Annotated in this window: 15 protein-coding genes; 3 read left to right on the top strand and 12 right to left on the bottom strand. The window is 73.5% G+C overall.

Translation table 11 applies throughout. The features are described from left to right. The 9 genes from E1266_RS27405 to E1266_RS27365 all read right to left on the bottom strand — a co-directional run. A partial coding sequence (locus tag E1266_RS27405; protein ID WP_132051822.1) for a cytochrome P450 occupies positions 1 to 1,120 on the bottom strand: 1,120 nt, incomplete at its 3' end. A 25-nt stretch (positions 1,121 to 1,145) separates the two neighbouring features. After that, on the bottom strand, positions 1,146 to 1,940 hold the full coding sequence (locus tag E1266_RS27400) for an enoyl-CoA hydratase-related protein (protein ID WP_243718939.1): 795 nt from the start codon (positions 1,938 to 1,940) through the stop codon (positions 1,146 to 1,148). Between the two features lie 74 nt (positions 1,941 to 2,014). Continuing rightward, a complete protein-coding gene (locus E1266_RS27395; RefSeq protein ID WP_132051820.1) occupies positions 2,015 to 2,752 on the bottom strand; it encodes a glucose 1-dehydrogenase in 738 nt (245 codons plus the stop codon). 93 nt (positions 2,753 to 2,845) lie between these two features. Next, on the bottom strand, positions 2,846 to 3,931 hold the full coding sequence (locus E1266_RS27390) for a diacylglycerol kinase (protein WP_132051818.1): 1,086 nt from the start codon (positions 3,929 to 3,931) through the stop codon (positions 2,846 to 2,848). Positions 3,932 to 4,129: 198 nt separating this feature from the next. After that, positions 4,130 to 5,569 carry an FG-GAP repeat protein gene (locus E1266_RS27385; protein ID WP_132051816.1) on the bottom strand — a complete coding sequence of 480 codons (1,440 nt, stop codon included), beginning with the start codon at positions 5,567 to 5,569 and terminating at the stop codon, positions 4,130 to 4,132. A 71-nt stretch (positions 5,570 to 5,640) separates the two neighbouring features. Beyond that, positions 5,641 to 6,735, bottom strand: coding sequence for a winged helix DNA-binding domain-containing protein (locus tag E1266_RS27380; protein ID WP_132051814.1), 1,095 nt, complete (start codon positions 6,733 to 6,735; stop codon positions 5,641 to 5,643). Positions 6,736 to 6,850: 115 nt separating this feature from the next. Further along, positions 6,851 to 7,045 (bottom strand): CsbD family protein, encoded by a 195-nt coding sequence (locus E1266_RS27375; protein WP_132051812.1) that lies wholly within the window; start codon positions 7,043 to 7,045, stop codon positions 6,851 to 6,853. A 51-nt stretch (positions 7,046 to 7,096) separates the two neighbouring features. Then, positions 7,097 to 7,297, bottom strand: a complete 201-nt coding sequence (locus E1266_RS27370) for a hypothetical protein (RefSeq protein ID WP_132051810.1) — start codon at positions 7,295 to 7,297, stop codon at positions 7,097 to 7,099. 123 nt (positions 7,298 to 7,420) lie between these two features. After that, positions 7,421 to 8,638, bottom strand: coding sequence for an MAB_1171c family putative transporter (locus tag E1266_RS27365; RefSeq protein ID WP_165966230.1), 1,218 nt, complete (start codon positions 8,636 to 8,638; stop codon positions 7,421 to 7,423). On the opposite strand from E1266_RS27365, the gene E1266_RS38255 reads away from it, so the two are divergent. Genes E1266_RS38255 through E1266_RS27355 form a run of 3 tightly spaced genes read left to right on the top strand, consistent with a single transcriptional unit; the run spans position 8,637 to position 12,366 of the window. Beyond that, positions 8,637 to 8,780: a hypothetical protein gene (locus E1266_RS38255; RefSeq protein ID WP_165966229.1), complete on the top strand. Its 144-nt coding sequence runs from the start codon at positions 8,637 to 8,639 to the stop codon at positions 8,778 to 8,780. The genes E1266_RS27365 and E1266_RS38255 overlap by 2 nt on opposite strands. Positions 8,781 to 8,825: 45 nt before the next feature. Further along, complete coding sequence (locus tag E1266_RS27360) at positions 8,826 to 10,316, top strand: APC family permease (RefSeq protein WP_132051806.1); 1,491 nt, start codon at positions 8,826 to 8,828, stop codon at positions 10,314 to 10,316. Continuing rightward, complete coding sequence (locus tag E1266_RS27355) at positions 10,297 to 12,366, top strand: AMP-binding protein (RefSeq protein ID WP_132051804.1); 2,070 nt, start codon at positions 10,297 to 10,299, stop codon at positions 12,364 to 12,366. The genes E1266_RS27360 and E1266_RS27355 overlap by 20 nt, the downstream gene beginning before the upstream one ends. Here the strand turns inward: E1266_RS27355 and E1266_RS27350 are convergent. From E1266_RS27350 to E1266_RS27340, 3 genes are all read right to left on the bottom strand, one after another. Then, positions 12,363 to 13,193: an SAM-dependent methyltransferase gene (locus tag E1266_RS27350; RefSeq protein ID WP_165966228.1), complete on the bottom strand. Its 831-nt coding sequence runs from the start codon at positions 13,191 to 13,193 to the stop codon at positions 12,363 to 12,365. The genes E1266_RS27355 and E1266_RS27350 overlap by 4 nt on opposite strands. A 185-nt stretch (positions 13,194 to 13,378) precedes the next feature. After that, positions 13,379 to 13,930: a hypothetical protein gene (locus tag E1266_RS27345; RefSeq protein WP_132051800.1), complete on the bottom strand. Its 552-nt coding sequence runs from the start codon at positions 13,928 to 13,930 to the stop codon at positions 13,379 to 13,381. 53 nt (positions 13,931 to 13,983) lie between these two features. Beyond that, positions 13,984 to 14,715, bottom strand: coding sequence for a helix-turn-helix transcriptional regulator (locus E1266_RS27340; protein WP_132051798.1), 732 nt, complete (start codon positions 14,713 to 14,715; stop codon positions 13,984 to 13,986). Positions 14,716 to 14,783 lie beyond the last annotated feature (68 nt).

Here is a 14,783-nt window from a genome sequence, read left to right as displayed (position 1 = left end):
GGTCGGGGAGGCGGGTCAGGAGTTTGGTGAACATCACCTGGAGTTCCAGGCGGGCCAGGCTGTTGCCCAGGCAGAAGTGCGGGCCGTTGCCGAAGGCCAGGTGGTCGTTGGGGTGGCGGGTGACGTCGAAGGCGTCGGGGTCGGTGAACACGCTCGCGTCCCGGTTGGCGGACGGGTACAGCAGCAGGAGCGTGTCGCCGGCGGCGATGTGCCGACCGTCGAGGACGGTGTCGCGGGTGGCGGTGCGGGCCATGTTCTTGATCGGGGACACCCAGCGCAGCATCTCCTCCACCGCGGCGGGGATCCCGGACGGGTCCGCGATCAGGGCGTCGCGCTGGCCGGGGTGCTGGAACAGCTGCCACATCCCGCCGGAGATGACGTGGCGCGTGGTCTCGTCGCCGCCGATGAGGATGAGGAGGGACTCCTGCAGCAGGGAGTCGTGGTCGAGCCGGTGGCCGTCGACGGTCGCGTGGGTGAGGGCGCTGATGAGGTCGTCGCGGGGGCACTGGCGGCGGTCGGCCACGACGGCCGCGGCGTAGTCGTTGAAGCCCTCGAACGCCTCGGTGGCGCGGACGAGGAGGCCGGGGTCGTCGCCGCCGGTCAGCGCCCGGAGCATGTCGTCGGACCAGGCCAGCAGCCTCTGCCGGTCCGCGGGCGCGAAGCCGAGGGCGTCGCCGATCACGATCAGCGGGAGCTGGGCGGCCAGGTCGGCGACGAAGTCGCACTCGCCGCGCTCGCAGACCGCGTCGATGATCTCGTCGCAGACCCGTTCGAGGTACGCGCGGCGCCCGGCGACCCGCCGCGGGGTGAAGCCCGCGCTGACCAGCTTGCGGCGCAGCTTGTGCTCGGGGTCGTCCATGTCGATCATCATCGGCAGCGGGTCCGCGTCGGGGCGGATGCCCCGGTTGCTGCAGAACTGCTCGGGGTGCCGGGAGACATACTTGACCGCCGCGTAGGTGGACACGCCCCATACCTCGCCGTGCGGGTCCCAGTAGACGGGCGCGTTCTCCCTTATCCAGCGGAGCTCGGCGTGCGGGTCGCGGCCCCAGAACGCGCCGCTGACCAGGTTGATCGTGTCGTTGACCGGTTGCTCGTCCCGGGTCGTGGTCGGTGCGTCCACGACAGCCTCCTGTCCCCGCCGAGCGTCACCAGCCCGGCGGCAGCGATGTGAAGTCGGGCTCGCGGCCCTCCGCGAACGCCGCCAGCGCCTCGGCGTTGGCGGGGCCGCCCATGAGGCGGACGAAACCGTCGTTCTCCCGCTCCCGCGCCCGCCGTATCTCCTCGCGCAGGGGGGCGGTCATGTCGCGCTTGACCTCGCGCAGGCTGGAAATCGGGCGGCTCGCCAGCGTGGCCGCGGCACGCCGGGCCTCCGCCATCAGGTCGCCGGGCTCGCAGACCCGCCGGACCAGTCCCATCTCCTTGGCCTCGGCCGCCGAGATCCACTCGGCGGAGAGCAGGACCCAGGCGGCGTTCTGCCGGCCGATCAGGAGCGGCAGCAGGTAGCTCGACGCGGCCTCCGGCGCGACTCCCAGGCTGGTGAAGGGCGTCTTGAGCCGCGCGTCGCTCGACATGAACACGAGGTCCGCGAAGCCGATGATGGTCAGCCCGATGCCGAGGCCGAGCCCGTTGATCGCGAGGATCAGCGGTTTGTCGAAGTCCCGCAGCGCGTCGACGAGGCCGAGGAACCCGTGCCGGCCGGGCTTGAAGTCCGGGTTCGCGATGCGCTCGCCCATCTCCAGCAGGTCGGTTCCGGCGCTGAACGCACGGCCGGCGCCGGTCAGCAGCACCACCGCGACCGAGGGGTCCTCGGCGGCCTCCTGGAGCGCGTCCGTGAGCGCGTCGTAGAGGGCCTCGTTGAACGCGTTGAGGGCCTCCGGGCGGTCGAGCGTCAACGTCCGGACGCGGTCGGCGTCCTCGATCAGGAGCATCGGCTCGCTCACTCCCTCCGGACACCTGTCCAGTCAGCGTTCCGGCAATAGTAGAACAGGTTCTACCAACGCGGAAGGTGCGCCGGTCAGCCCTTGTGCGGGATCTGGTTGACGGCTCCGCCGTCCATCGTGAACTCGGTTCCCGTGGCGTACGAGGACTCGTCACTGGCCAGGAAGACCACGAACGCGGCGACCTCCTCCGGCTGCCCGGGACGGCCCAGCGGGATCGGGATCATGTCGTCGGGGATGCCCTCGGTGATCGGTGTCCGGATCAGGCCGGGGTGCAACGAGTTCACCCGGACGCCGTGCGGGGCTAGCTCGATGGCGACCGACTTGGTCAGGCCGCGCAGGCCCCACTTCGAGGCTACGTAGCCGTGCACGCCGGAGGTGCCGCGCAGCCCCTCGATGGACGAGTTGTTGATGACCGAGCCGCCGCCGGCGGCGATCAGCGCGTCGGTGGCCGCGCGGATGCCGAGGAAGGGACCGGTGAGGTTAACGTCGATGATCTCCCGCCACTTCGCCTCCTTGAAGCGGCCGATGGCGCCGCCGTTGACGATCCCGGCGTTGTTGAAGAGCACGTTGAGGCGGCCGAACTCGCGGACGGCGGTCTCGACGGCGGCCGTCCAGTCCTCGGCGCGGGTCACGTCCAGGTGCACGTAGCGGGCGGCGGCGCCCAGCTCATCCGCGACGGCCGCGCCCTCCTCGTCGAGGATGTCGCCGATCACGACCTCGGCGCCCTCGGCGACGAGCGCGCGGGCGGCGGCCGCTCCGATGCCTCGCGCGCCGCCGCTGATCAGGGCGACCTTCCCGGCCACACGTCCCATCGTCCCGGTCCTCCTCGTTCTCAGCGGCTCGTTCTCAGCGGCTCGTTCTCAGCGGCTCGTTCTCGGCGGCTCGTTCTCGGCGGTCAGGCGTTCTCAGCGGGGCAGGGTCGTCGCGAAGACGCCGCGGGCGGTGTTGAACGGCAGGTCGAGCGGGGTCCGGAGCCCCGGCGGCGCCGCGACGACGTCGGGGATCGCGTTGACGATCCGCCCGGCGCCCGAGGCGATCGCGGAGTAGTTGTGGTCTCCGCGGGCGCTGGACGGGCAGACGTCCACGCGGTACGAGGGCTCGCCGTCGATCTCGACGCGGTAGGAGCCGCCGTCCTGCGCGGGCTGCGGCCAGTCGGGGCGCAGGTCGCCGCGGAGCCGGTTCGTGTGGTCGATGACGAGGACCTCCTTGCCGCCGACGACGCCGCGGATCTGGAACCGCACGGCCGCCACCCCGCCCGCGGGGATGTGCCCGGCGGCGACGTCGAACGCCTCCGGCGCCGGCTCCTGCTCGAACCACTCGGTGATCTCGTCCAGTTCGAAGCCGAAGCCGCGGGCCAGCATCCGGAGGCTGACGCCCCAGGACGCCGCGAGCATGCCCGGCCGGAACATCTTCGGCAGCTCCCCCACCGGCCGGCCGAAGCCCATGAAGTCGAGGATGACCGGGCTTCCGTCGTAGCTCGCGTAGTCGGCGATCTCCAGGCAGCGCACCCGCTCCACCCGCTGGCAGGTGCTCGCGATCGCGAAGGGCAGCAGGTCATTGGCCCACCCGGGGTCCACTCCGGTGACGAAGAGGCTCGTCCCGCCCGCCCGGCAGGCGTCCTCGACCGGGTCGATCATGCCGTCCGGCAGGACGCCCCACGGGTAGATCAGGGGCACCGGTGAGGAGGCGACGACGTTGCTGCCCGAGGCGAGGATCGTCCGGATGTCGCCGAGGGCCTTGGTCAGCCGGATCTCGCCGAGCGCGCAGTACACCGTGCACTCGGGCCGCGCTGCCAGCGCCGCCTCCAGGTCGCCGGTGGCCTGCACGCCCGTGACCACGTCGAGGCCCGCGAGCTCACCCGCGTCCCGGCCGATCTTGCCGGGGTTCGATACGACGAGCCCGGCCAGGTCGAAGCGGGGATCCTCGATCAGCTGGGACAGGGCGATGCGGCCGACGTTGCCGGTCGCCACGTGGAGTACGCGGATGGCCATGGTGCTCCTGCTGGACGGGTGGGGCGCGCGGGCCGGGGCGGTGCCGCACGGAGGCTGTGCACCTGACTGGACACCTGTCCACCCTAGAGTCGGCCACGTACCGCGGCAATAGCGATCTCGCGGAGATCCGGCCGCGGACGGGAACGGACCGCCGCCCGTGGGGCGGCGGTCCGTCCTCCATCGCGGATCAGGCCGAGGTCACCCGGCCGTGTTCCCTGCCACGCTCGTTCCGAACCGGCTGCCCGCAGGCACGCCGCCCTGGCCGGCGAACCAGTTGTCCGCCACCACCGGCGTGCCGAACAGCGCCCGCCAGGGCGTCGCGTGCGCGGCGCCCTTGCCGTCGTGCCCGGGAGCGCCGACCACGATGCCCGCGGCGCCGGGCCCGAACGCCAGCGCGGCGCCGAACCGCGCTCCGGCCAGCGGCTTGCCGCCGAACCCGTCGGTGCCCTGGCTGACGGTGCCGTCCACCCGCGGGGCGGACCCGACCTGCACCCCGTGCACCCGGCCCGCGTCGGCCAGGCCGCCCACGTCCTCGCCGGGCGAGCCGATCGCCACCGACACCTCCGGGGGCGCCGAGGCCGACTCGACGACGCCGGCGGCCACGCCGGTGCCGAACCCGTCGCCGGACTCGTTGGCCCCCGGAACCCCGGCGACGCCCTGGTGCACGGCCAGCACCTCGCTGACCTGCCTGCCGTCGTAGCCGAGGACGGTCACCATCCCGGCGTCGGACGCGTCGCCGATGTCCTCCCCGGGCACCCCGACGGCCACGCGCACCGGCAGGGCCGGATGCCAGGCGGCGGAGACGCTCGCGCCGAACCGGTCGCCCGCCTCGGACGCGCCGCTGATGCCGGCGGAGTCCTGGCCGATCCCGGCCGACTCGATCGCGGCCTGCGGGTCCTCGACGATGTGGACCATCCCGGCGTCCTTCTCGGTGCCGACGTCCTCGCCGGGCACCCCGATCACCGCGGTCGGCTTGTCGAAGTCCCCGGCCGCCAGCGACGCGCCGAAGCGGTCGCCTGCCTCCACGGTGCCGGCGAAGTCCTGGACGTCCTGGTGCAGCAGCGTGACGCCCTCGACCTCGCCGTTGTAGACCGCCAGGACGTGGACGAGGCCCGCGTCCGTCTTGCTCTCGCCGTCTCCCAGGTCCTCGCCGGGGGCGCCGACGAGCACCGTGCCGCGCATCCCGCTCACGGCCGTGCCGAAGCCGTCGCCCGCCTCGGTCCTGTCGCCCGCTCCGCCGGCGCCCTGGCCCAGCGTGAGCGGCGCGGGCCGCGCGTCCCGGCCCGGATCGAAGACCACGTGCGCCAGGCCGCCGCCCGCGTTCTCTCCGGGCGCGCCGACGATCAGGTCCTTGGCGCCGTTCCCGTTGACGTCGGCCACGGCGACCGCCGCGCCGAACGCGTCGCCCGCCTCGGGCTCGTCGCCGATGCCGGCGGCGCCCTGCGTCAGGGTCAGCCACCGGTCGCCGCACCGGACGTGGACCGCACCGGCGCCGGTCTTCCCGTCCACGGTCGCGGCGGGGTCGCCCACCGCCGCCGCGAGGTCGCAGTCCGCGGCCGCACCGGCCGTCCCGGCCTGCACCGGGACGATGAGCGCGGCCGCCGCCACCACTCCCATGATCTTTCGAGATCTGGTCATGAACGCCTTCCCTGCGGGGCTTTGCGGTGAAGCTCGTTTCTCAGATGTGACGCTCGATGACCTTGAACGGGTTACCGCTCCGGCGACTTGATGATCTCCACCCGGTCCCCGCCGGTGAGGAGCGAGGCCAGCCGGGCGCCCTCCTCCTCGACGGCGTGCCGGTCGGTCTCGGCGATGTGGTTCAGGGGGCTGACCACGACGGTGTCCGCTTCGACGGTCCAGGTGGCGGCGACCCGGCCGTCGACCAGGACGGCGCGTTCACCGGCGACGGAGATCCCGCGATGGGCGTCGTCGATGATGCGGCTGCGGTCGTTGTAACCGAGGATCGCGTTGTCGAACGCGGGGAGGAACCGTACGGGGGCGGGCGTGTCCGGGTCGGGGCGCGGAGCGTCGGGGAGGTCGAGCAGCTCGCGGCCCCGCTCGTCCCGGAAGGCGACCAGTTCCCCGCGCACGGCGGCGACCGCGGCCCGCAGCCCGGCGAGCCCGCACCAGGCGCGCAGGTCGGCCGTGGCGGCGGGGCCGTACGCGGCGAGGTAGCGCCGCACCATCGCCTGGCCGACCGGGTCCGTGTCGTCCTCGGGCAGCGGGTCGATCTCCCGGCCGAGCCAGGACGACAGCAGGACGTTGCGGACGCCCGCCTTCTCCCGCCACACCCCGCGCGGCGGCGCCTGCGCCGTGGGGAGCGAGGAGACGAGCATCTCGCCCAGGGCCCGGCGCGGCACGTCCGGCCAGCGCCCGGCGACCGCGTCGACCATCTCGGTCATCGTGCGGGGGCGGCCGTCGCCCAGCGCCGCCAGGCCCGCCGCGGCGAGTTCGTCCAGGTCGACGCCGTCGAGGTCGCGGCGGTAGACCCCGAGTGCCTTCTGGCGCAGCATGGCGGTGTGCCGCGCCCGCCACGCGAGGACGTCGCCGGCGGTGACGAGGTGGACGGTGCGGCGCATGAGGTGCGTGCGCACCACGCGCCGCCCGGTCAGCAGGCCGGACAGCTCCGCCGGGTCGAACGCGCGGAGCCGGGACCAGAGCCCGACGAACGGCTCCTGCGGCTCCTGCGCCTGCAGGCCGCAGAGGTGCGCGACGGCGTCGGACGCCGGCAGGTCCGAGCGTTCGAGCAGCAGTTGCCGGGCGAGCGCGGCGCGGTTGAGCGCCCGGTCGTCCAGGACGGGCATGGTCGGCTCCCTGGTTCCTCGTGATCAGGCCGGAACCAACGATGCCCGGAGAAGCGGCCACTTTCTGACCGCTTCTCCGGGCGAAGCCTCAGCCGGATCCCGGCAGCGGGATCCGTCACCGCCTGCCGGAGCGCCGAACCTCGCGGACCGCGTCCTTGGCCTTCTCGCCGACCTGCTTGGCGCCGCCCGCCATGCGGTCCTTGCGGCCCTCGGCCTCCAGGTACGGATCGCGCGACTCGCGCCCCGCGGCCTCCTTGGCGCGCCCCTTGCCGCGCTGCGTCCTGTTCTTCAGCTTGTCGAACAGCCCCATCGGGTCCTCCTCCGGATGCTCGGACGGGTGTGTCTGCACCGCCGCCCGCCGTCAGCCGGCGCGGCGCATGCTCCGGCGGTAGCGCTCCGCCTCCTGGTGGATGCGCGCCTCGGTCGCCATGAGATCCGCCTCGGCGCGCTCGGTCCGCATCCGGGCGTGCATCTCCCGGAAGGTCGGTACACGGCGTCCCGTCCGCGCCGGCTTCACGGCGTGCCTCGTCCCCCGCCGCTTGAAACGTCCCAGCAGCCTCATGTCGCTCCTCTCCGCACCGGACGGGCAGCCATGTGCCCCATTCCGGACATTCCATGCACGCAGTGGCGTTGACGTGCGATTACCGTGCTCCGCCGCGGTGCAGCAGGAAGGCGTCAGGGTGCGTCAGGAGGGCGGGGCGGTGGCCGGCCGGCGGGTCCGCGCGAGCACCCCGGCCACCGCGGCGGACCGGTAGGCGGCGGCCACCTCGCGCCACCAGGCGAGCTCGCAGTGCAGGTCGGTGCCGTCGCGCTCGTCGCCGTACCGGTCGGCGGCGGTGGCGTCGCCGGCGCGGACGCCGTCCCGCCAGGCGTGCAGCGCGGCCTTGATCTGGGCGGCCTCGACCGTGGTGGTGAGGCGCTCCCCGGCGAGCCCCTGGCGCTCGCCCAGCCGGCAGGCGTCCTCCTGGACGGCGGGGTCGAACAGCGGGCTCAGCGTCCACCGCCAGTCGCTCAGCTCGATCAGCGTCCGGCGGATCCGGTGCTGGACGTCCAGCCGCCTGCCTGGCGCGACGAACACGGCGTTCGGGTTGACGTCGCGCAGGTCGCGGTGCAGCGGCCGCAGCGTCCAGTACGCCGACCACAGGCCGAGGGCGCGGCGGGCGGCGGACCAGCGCGGCCCCCAGACGGGGATCACCAGGGCGGCGGTCAGCAGGAAGCAGCCGGTCAGCGACGCGATGACCGGCACCAGGTTGCCCATCGGGTCCAGCGCGGACGAGCCCAGCCAGTTCGCGGCCATCGTCAGCAGGCGCAGCAGCGCGTAGACGACCAGGACGAGGCTGGCGCCGCCGTAGAGCCGCAGGCCCCGGCGCAGGTAGGGCAGGTCGGCGTAGTCGGGCTGCCGCGCCCAGGTGAGGCACCAGCGGGTCAGGATCGTCGAGCCGGTGACCGTGGCCGCGTAGTAGATCGTGTACATGGCGGCGATGGTCGGCTGCCCGGCGTAGTGGAACGTGAAGTCGACGGGCCGCTCCTCCGGCACGTCCGACAGCGCGAACAGCACGACCATGCTGGCGATCACGAGGGAATAGGCCGGGACCACCCAGCGGATCCGCGGCCACGCCCGCGCCGTCGAGTAGCGCCACAGCAGCGCGAGGACGAGGAACAGCCCGCCGAGCGCGGCCAGTCCGACCGCGGCCACCAGTTCCGCGACGTTCGGAATTCCGGTGGCGCGATTAATGACCTTAACGCTGGCCGGAAATGCGGACCACATGGTGACGGCGAAGCAGAACACGGTGGCGCACAGTGCCCACACCCGGGCGCTGCTCCAGCGTTGCCGCAGGTAGCGCAGCTTGTAGAGGAAGACGATCGTGAGCATGAGGCCGCACACGGGGAAGGCGATGTTCATGATCACCCTGGATTCTCCTCGGCAGGGGGTTCCCAACATTCACGTTCCGCGCCCGGAGCGCCAGCGGGACGGAGAACAAGATGTGATCGATTTCCCGGCCGGCCGTGCGCCCGAACGCCTTGCCGGTTTGTCGCAGATGTGAAGAATCTGAGTGCTAGGTGAGACGGGGGTCCGGAAATGGGGGCGCATGGCAGCCGATATCGATGAGCCGGTGGGGCTCGGCCGCACGCTGGGCACCACCAAGATCGTCTTCCTGGTGGTCGCCGCCGCGGCGCCGCTGGTGGCGATGGCGGGCACGGTGCCGCTGTCGATGGGCGTGGGGAACGGGGCCGGGGTGCCCGGCGCCTACCTCGTCGCCACGCTCACCCTGCTGTGCTTCTCGGCGGGGTACGCGGCGATGGCCCGGACGATCACGGGCGGCGGCGGCTTCTACGCCTACGTCGCCCGCGGGCTGGGCCGGCCGCCGGCCGCCGCGGGCGCGGTGCTCGCGCTGCTCGGCTACAACGGCCTCGTCGCGGCGCTCGCCGGGGGCATCGGCTACTTCCTGACCATCGAGGGCGGCGCGCCCGGACCCTGGTGGCTCTACAGCGCGGCGGGCATCGCGATCATGGCGGTGCTGGGGTTCCGCGCCGTCGACCTGTCGGCCAGGGTGCTGGCCGTGCTGCTGACCTGTGAGATCGGGATGCTGCTCGCCGTCGACCTGGCGATCCTGGCCGACCGGGGGACGGCCGCCTTCCCCGCCGCGTCGTTCGACCCGGCGACGGTGCTGTCCGGGGCGCCGGGCGTGGCGTTCATGTTCGCGTTCGGCTCCTTCGTCGGGTACGAGGCGGCCGCGATCTACGCCGAGGAGAGCCGCGACCCGGAGCGCGCGGTGCCGCGGGCCACCTACGCGGCCGTGCTGGTGATCGGGGTGTTCTACACACTGACGAGCTGGCTGACGGTCGGCGCGCTGGGCGCGGACCGGGCCCGCGAGGTCGCCGACGACCAGGAGGGCGAGCTCATGCTCAACCTGACCTCGGACCTTCTCGGCACGACCGCCGAGGCGCTGTTCGGGCTCCTGGTCATCACCAGCATCTTCGCCTCGCTGCTGGCCGCCCACAACGCGGCCGGCCGCTACCTGTACTCGCTGGGGCGCGACGGGCTGGTCTTCACCCGGCTGGGCCGCGTCCACCCGCGGCACCGCTCCCCGTACGCGGCGAGCGTCGCGCAGTCCGGGTTCACGCTGGTGGTCGTGGCCGCGTTCGCGGTCGCCGGGCTGGACCCGTACCGCAACCTCGTCACCGTGATGAGCGGGCTGTCGACGCTGGGCATCGTGCTGCTGCAGATGCTGACCGCGGTGGCCTGCGTGGTCTACTTCCGCCGCCGCCGCGACCCGCGGCTCCTGCGCACGCTCGTCCTCCCCCTCGCCGGATGCGCCGGGCTGGTCACCGCGACCGTCCTGCTGCTGGCGAACTTCGGCACGCTGGCGCACAGCGACGCCGTGGCGATCAACACGCTGCCGTACCTGGCGATGCTGCTCGCGGCGGGCGCCGCGCTGTACGCGCTGCGGCTGCGTGGCACCGACCCTGACCGCTATGCCAGGATCGGCGCGTCGCACCCCGACACCGCGGACGCGACGCCCGCCGATGTCCTGACACCGCCCCGAACGGGGGACGCAGATGGCTCGCACGCTCGGTGACCTGCACGAGCTCACCGGGAAGGAACTGTTCTGCTCGGACTGGGTGCGGCTCGGCGCCGGCGACGAGCGGGCCTTCGCCGACGCCTCCTTCCTGCGCGAGGACTTCCTCGGCGCGCCGCCGGCGAACGGCGACCCGTACGGCGACCGGCTCATCTCCGGGTTCCTGCTGCTGTCGCTGCTCGTCGCCTTCCACAAGCGGGAGCTGGACCTCGATCTGCGGGGCGCCTACGGGCTGAACTACGGCGTCGACAAGGTGCGGTTCCTCCGCCCGGTGCTGGCCGGGGAGCGCGTGCGGCTCCGTGCCCGGCTGGTCGAGGCCCGCGAGAAGGAGCCGGGCCGGGTGCGCGTGCTCACCCGCAACGTCCTGGAGGTCGAGGACGCCGACACCCCCGCGATGGTCGCCGACTGGATCTCGCTGTTCGTCGCCCCGGAGGAGGAAGGACCGGCGATGCCCGAACTGCCCGGCGAGGAGGTCGTGCCGCGGGCGGGCAGGGTGGCCGACTACCTCGATCATTGGGCGTCCCGGACCCCCGACGCGCCGCTGGACGAGCTCGACGGCACCGGACGCGCCCCGCGGACCTACCGGCGCGCCGCGGACGACGTGGCCCGCTGCGCCGCCGCGCTGCGCGCCTCGGGGGTGCGGCACGGCGACCGGGTGGCCGTGCTGACGACCCCGCGCCCGGAGTTCCTCACCCTGTTCCTCGCCCTCTCCCGGATCGGCGCGGTGTGGGTCGGGCTCAACCCCCGGTACACGCGCGACGAGCTGCTGCACGTGGTGACCGACAGCGAACCGGTGCTGCTCGTCTCGCTCGCCGAGCACGACGGCCGCTCGTACGCGGCGGACATGGCCGCGCTGCGGGACGCGGCCGACTCGGTCCGGGAGACGGTGGCGCTGACGGGCGCGTTCCCGGGCGCGGTGCCGTTCGAGGAGTTCATCGCCCGCGCGGGCGGGCCAACCGGCGAGTCCTCAGGCCAGTCCTCGCCGGAAGGCTCGGATGACGACCCCGGGCTGGTCATCTACACGTCCGGGACGACGGGCCGTCCCAAGGGCGCCGTCATCAGCCACCGAGCGTTCGCCGAGGGGTGCCGCCTCCAGGCGACGCGCCTGTACCACTCGCCCGCCGCGGCCTTGGCCAACCTCCCGGTCAGCCATGTGGGCGGGGTCATGGACGTCGTTTCGGTCCCGCTGGCCATGGGCGGCGCCGTCTGCTTCGTGGAGGACTTCGACCCGGCCGCGATCCCGGCGGCCATCGAACGCGCGCGGGTCACCATGTGGGGCCAGATCCCCACCATGTTCCAGATGGTGATGGCGCAGCCGGAGTTCGCCGAGGCGGACCTGTCGTCGCTGGTGTACGTCGCGTGGGGCGGCGCGCCGCTGCCCCGCGAGCTGGTGCCGCCGCTGCGGGCGACGGGTGCGCGCCTCACCTCCGTGTACGGGCTGACCGAGAGCTGCGTCGCGGTGGCCTACAACGACCCGGACGCCGACGACGAGACGCTCGCCACCACGATCGGCCGCCCCGACCCCCGGCTCGAACTGCGGCTCGCCGGCGCGGACGGGACGCCGGCGGCGCCCGGCACGCCCGGCGAGATCCAGCTGCGCAACCCGTGCCTGATGAGCGGCTACCTCGGCGCGCCGGACGCGACCGCCGCGGCCTTCACGCCCGACGGGTTCCTGCGCACCGGCGACGTGGCCGTGGAACGCCCGGACGGCACCCTGACGCTGGTCGGCCGCCTGAAGGAGATGTTCAAGTCGGGCGGCTACAACGTCTATCCCCGCGAGATCGAGCTGGCCCTGGAGGCGCATCCGGACGTCGCCGCGGCGGCCGTGGTCGCCATGCCCGACCCGGTGTTCCACGAGGTCGGTGCCGCGTTCGTCATGACCCGTCCGGGCGCCGGGACCGGCCCGGACGACCTGGACCGCCACTGCCGCACCCGGCTGGCCGCCCACAAGGTCCCCAAGCACTTCGAGATCGTCGACGGGCTCCCGCTGCTGCCCACCGGCAAGGTCGACAAGGAGGCGCTCCGGCGGGCGCTTCCGCCCCGTCCCTAGGCGCAGGGGCGCCTGGCGATGCCGCCGTAGGACGTGATCGTGCGGCGGCCGGCGCGGGGGCGGGCGTCCGGCCAGTGGGCGACGTCCGCCACCTCGGGTGTCGTCAGGTCGAAGCCGTCGAAGAGGCCGGCTATCTGCTCGCGGGTGCGCAGGGTCAGCGGCGCGCTGGCGGTGGCGTACACCTCCTGGAGCATGCCGGCGATGTGCGGTGCGGCGTGGTCGCCGCACATGTGGCTGACGAGCAGCGCGCTGCCGGGGGCCAGCACGTCGCGGAGGGCGGCCACGGCCTCCTGGGGCCGCCCGTCATCGAGGTGGTGCAGGACCGCGCTGCAGAGCACGGCGACCGGGCGCCGGAAGTCCAGGACGTCGGCCACCCGCGACTCGGTGAGCAGGCGCTCCGGGTCGCGGACGTCCCCGGGAACGGTCACCACGGAGTCGCCTTCGTCCAGCAGCGCCCGCCCGTGCGCCACCACCACCGGGTCGTTGTCGACGTAGACGACGCGTGGGCGCCGCCCCCGCCCGGCGCCGCTGGCGGCGCTCTCATGGACGGCCCGCCCGATCGGCATCCCGCAGCCGAGGTCGAGGAACTGGTCGATGTCCGCCCGCTCCGCCAGCCACCGCACGCCGCGCAGCAGGAAGAGCCGCTCGGCGCGGGCGAGCCTGTACAGCTCCGGCGCGTACTCCAGGGCGTCCTGGACGGCCGACCGGTCCACCGCGTAGTGGTCCTTGCCGTCGAGGAGGTAGTTGTGCATCCGGGCGACGTTGGGGACGTCGGCGACGTGTCCGCCGAGCCCCCGCCGGCGGCTCCCGACCGCGTGCAGGCTCACGGCGCGGGCCCCCCGAGCGGGCGGCGGGAGCCATGCCACCGAGCCCGGTCATACTCAAGAAGCATGCAGACCCGCCCTCTCGTGGTGGCAGTAGCGCCGCTTCGGAGCGTAGCCAGCACGCAAGGACTACTTCAACTCAAATACGGATAAATTGGCCCGCTATTCCAGCGCAGTATGACGGCGGGTCACCGCCGGGCGTCCTTGGCCGGGTAGTGGACCAGCCCCTCGGCGATGCGCCGGACGTGCGGCGTGGCCTCGGCCGACGGCAGCTCGGCCGCCCGGTCGCCCTGTTCGGTCAGCCGCTCCAGGAGGAGGTCGGCCAGTTCCTCGGCCTCCTGCTCCTCGTCCACGGCGTGGTCGCTGCGTCCCGCGACGATGCGGGCCGCCTGCCCCGGCAGGTGCGGCGCGAGCCGGCGCAGGCCCTCGGCGCCGGACGCGGAGTCGAGCCGGTGGTGCAGCACCACGTGCGCCAGCTCGTGCAGCAGGATGCCTAAGCGGTGGTACCAGGACCGCGACTTCGCGCAGAACACCACGTACCCGCCGTCGGCCAGCCGCACGGTGGCCCCGCTGAACGGCGCGTCGCGCAGCGCGACGAACCGCAGCTCGACCCGCGCGCCGAGCAGCTCGCTCATCACCTCGCCCGTGCGGCGGCACAGCTCCCGGTGGGTCGCCCCGCCCGGTCCGCGGAACCGCGCCATCACCCCGTCGCAGAGCTCGCCGCGCTCGCGCCTGGTCATGCGGTTCATCGTGATCCGCCTCCGCTCGTGCCGCGCGCCGGCCTGGTCATCGGTCACTCCCGTCCCAGCGGGAACACCCAGCGGGTCTCCCCCGACTCCACCGCCTGCGTGATCGCCTCGACGGCCTGCCTGCGCAGTTCTGGGCTCCACGTGGAGGCGTGCTCGACCACCCGCGCCGCGAACTCGACCACGCCGGCGTCGCGCAGCGCCTTCAGGTCGGCGAGTTCCGCGTCGATGGCGGCGGCGAGCCGGTCGTCGAGGAAGTACGCGGCCTGCGGGACGCCGTCGTCGCCGGTCAGGCCGAAGTGTCCGGCCAGCGCCAGCATGTGCTTGAGCCGGGGGTTGGGCAGCGCGGCCGGGTGCAGCAGCTCCCGGATGTGGCTGGCCGAGATCGACCCGTACCGGCCGTCCGCGCTGATCGCGGCGGCGGCGTCCTCGGGCGTGTACGGCCCCTGCGCGGGCGGGTGGACGGCCTCGAACAGGTGCCGCAGCTTGGCCGGGAACGTGCGGCGCGGGCACTCCTCGCCCTCCCGCTCGCAGCGCCCGCCGACGAACGCGGCCGGGGACACGTCGAGGGCGGCGGCCAGGTCCTGGATCGTCTGCAGGGTCGGGTTGTCGCGGTGGCCCTTGCGCAGGTGCGAGATGTAGCCGTCGGTGATGTCGCCGCCGAGGTCGGTGACCGCCCGCGCCAGCTCGACGTTGGAGAACGGGCGCCGGCGGCCGGGGGGCCGCCGGCACAGGTCGTCCAAAACCGCCGCGAACGACAGGTCGTCAACCATGGCCACGCCTCCGCCTGGACCTTGCCCCAATTCGGGCACAACCGGCCAAGTCGCCCCCACTCTAGCGACGAACC

The sequence above is a fragment of the Actinomadura sp. 7K534 genome, assembly GCF_004348575.1.
GTDB lineage: Bacteria > Actinomycetota > Actinomycetes > Streptosporangiales > Streptosporangiaceae > Spirillospora > Spirillospora livida.
Note: the sequence above shows the minus strand (reverse complement) of the source record. Positions and strands in the feature narration are given on the sequence as shown.

Coding starts and splice junctions, on each gene's coding strand:
- E1266_RS27360 (WP_132051806.1), top strand. CDS start 8,826: ATGGCAGCCGATATCGATGAGCCGGTGGGGCTCGGCCGCACGCTGGGC.
- E1266_RS27365 (WP_165966230.1), bottom strand. CDS start 8,638: ATGAACATCGCCTTCCCCGTGTGCGGCCTCATGCTCACGATCGTCTTC.
- E1266_RS27385 (WP_132051816.1), bottom strand. CDS start 5,569: ATGACCAGATCTCGAAAGATCATGGGAGTGGTGGCGGCGGCCGCGCTC.
- E1266_RS27370 (WP_132051810.1), bottom strand. CDS start 7,297: ATGAGGCTGCTGGGACGTTTCAAGCGGCGGGGGACGAGGCACGCCGTG.
- E1266_RS27390 (WP_132051818.1), bottom strand. CDS start 3,931: ATGGCCATCCGCGTACTCCACGTGGCGACCGGCAACGTCGGCCGCATC.
- E1266_RS27395 (WP_132051820.1), bottom strand. CDS start 2,752: ATGGGACGTGTGGCCGGGAAGGTCGCCCTGATCAGCGGCGGCGCGCGA.
- E1266_RS27345 (WP_132051800.1), bottom strand. CDS start 13,930: ATGACCAGGCGCGAGCGCGGCGAGCTCTGCGACGGGGTGATGGCGCGG.
- E1266_RS27355 (WP_132051804.1), top strand. CDS start 10,297: ATGGCTCGCACGCTCGGTGACCTGCACGAGCTCACCGGGAAGGAACTG.
- E1266_RS38255 (WP_165966229.1), top strand. CDS start 8,637: ATGATCACCCTGGATTCTCCTCGGCAGGGGGTTCCCAACATTCACGTT.
- E1266_RS27380 (WP_132051814.1), bottom strand. CDS start 6,735: ATGCCCGTCCTGGACGACCGGGCGCTCAACCGCGCCGCGCTCGCCCGG.
- E1266_RS27375 (WP_132051812.1), bottom strand. CDS start 7,045: ATGGGGCTGTTCGACAAGCTGAAGAACAGGACGCAGCGCGGCAAGGGG.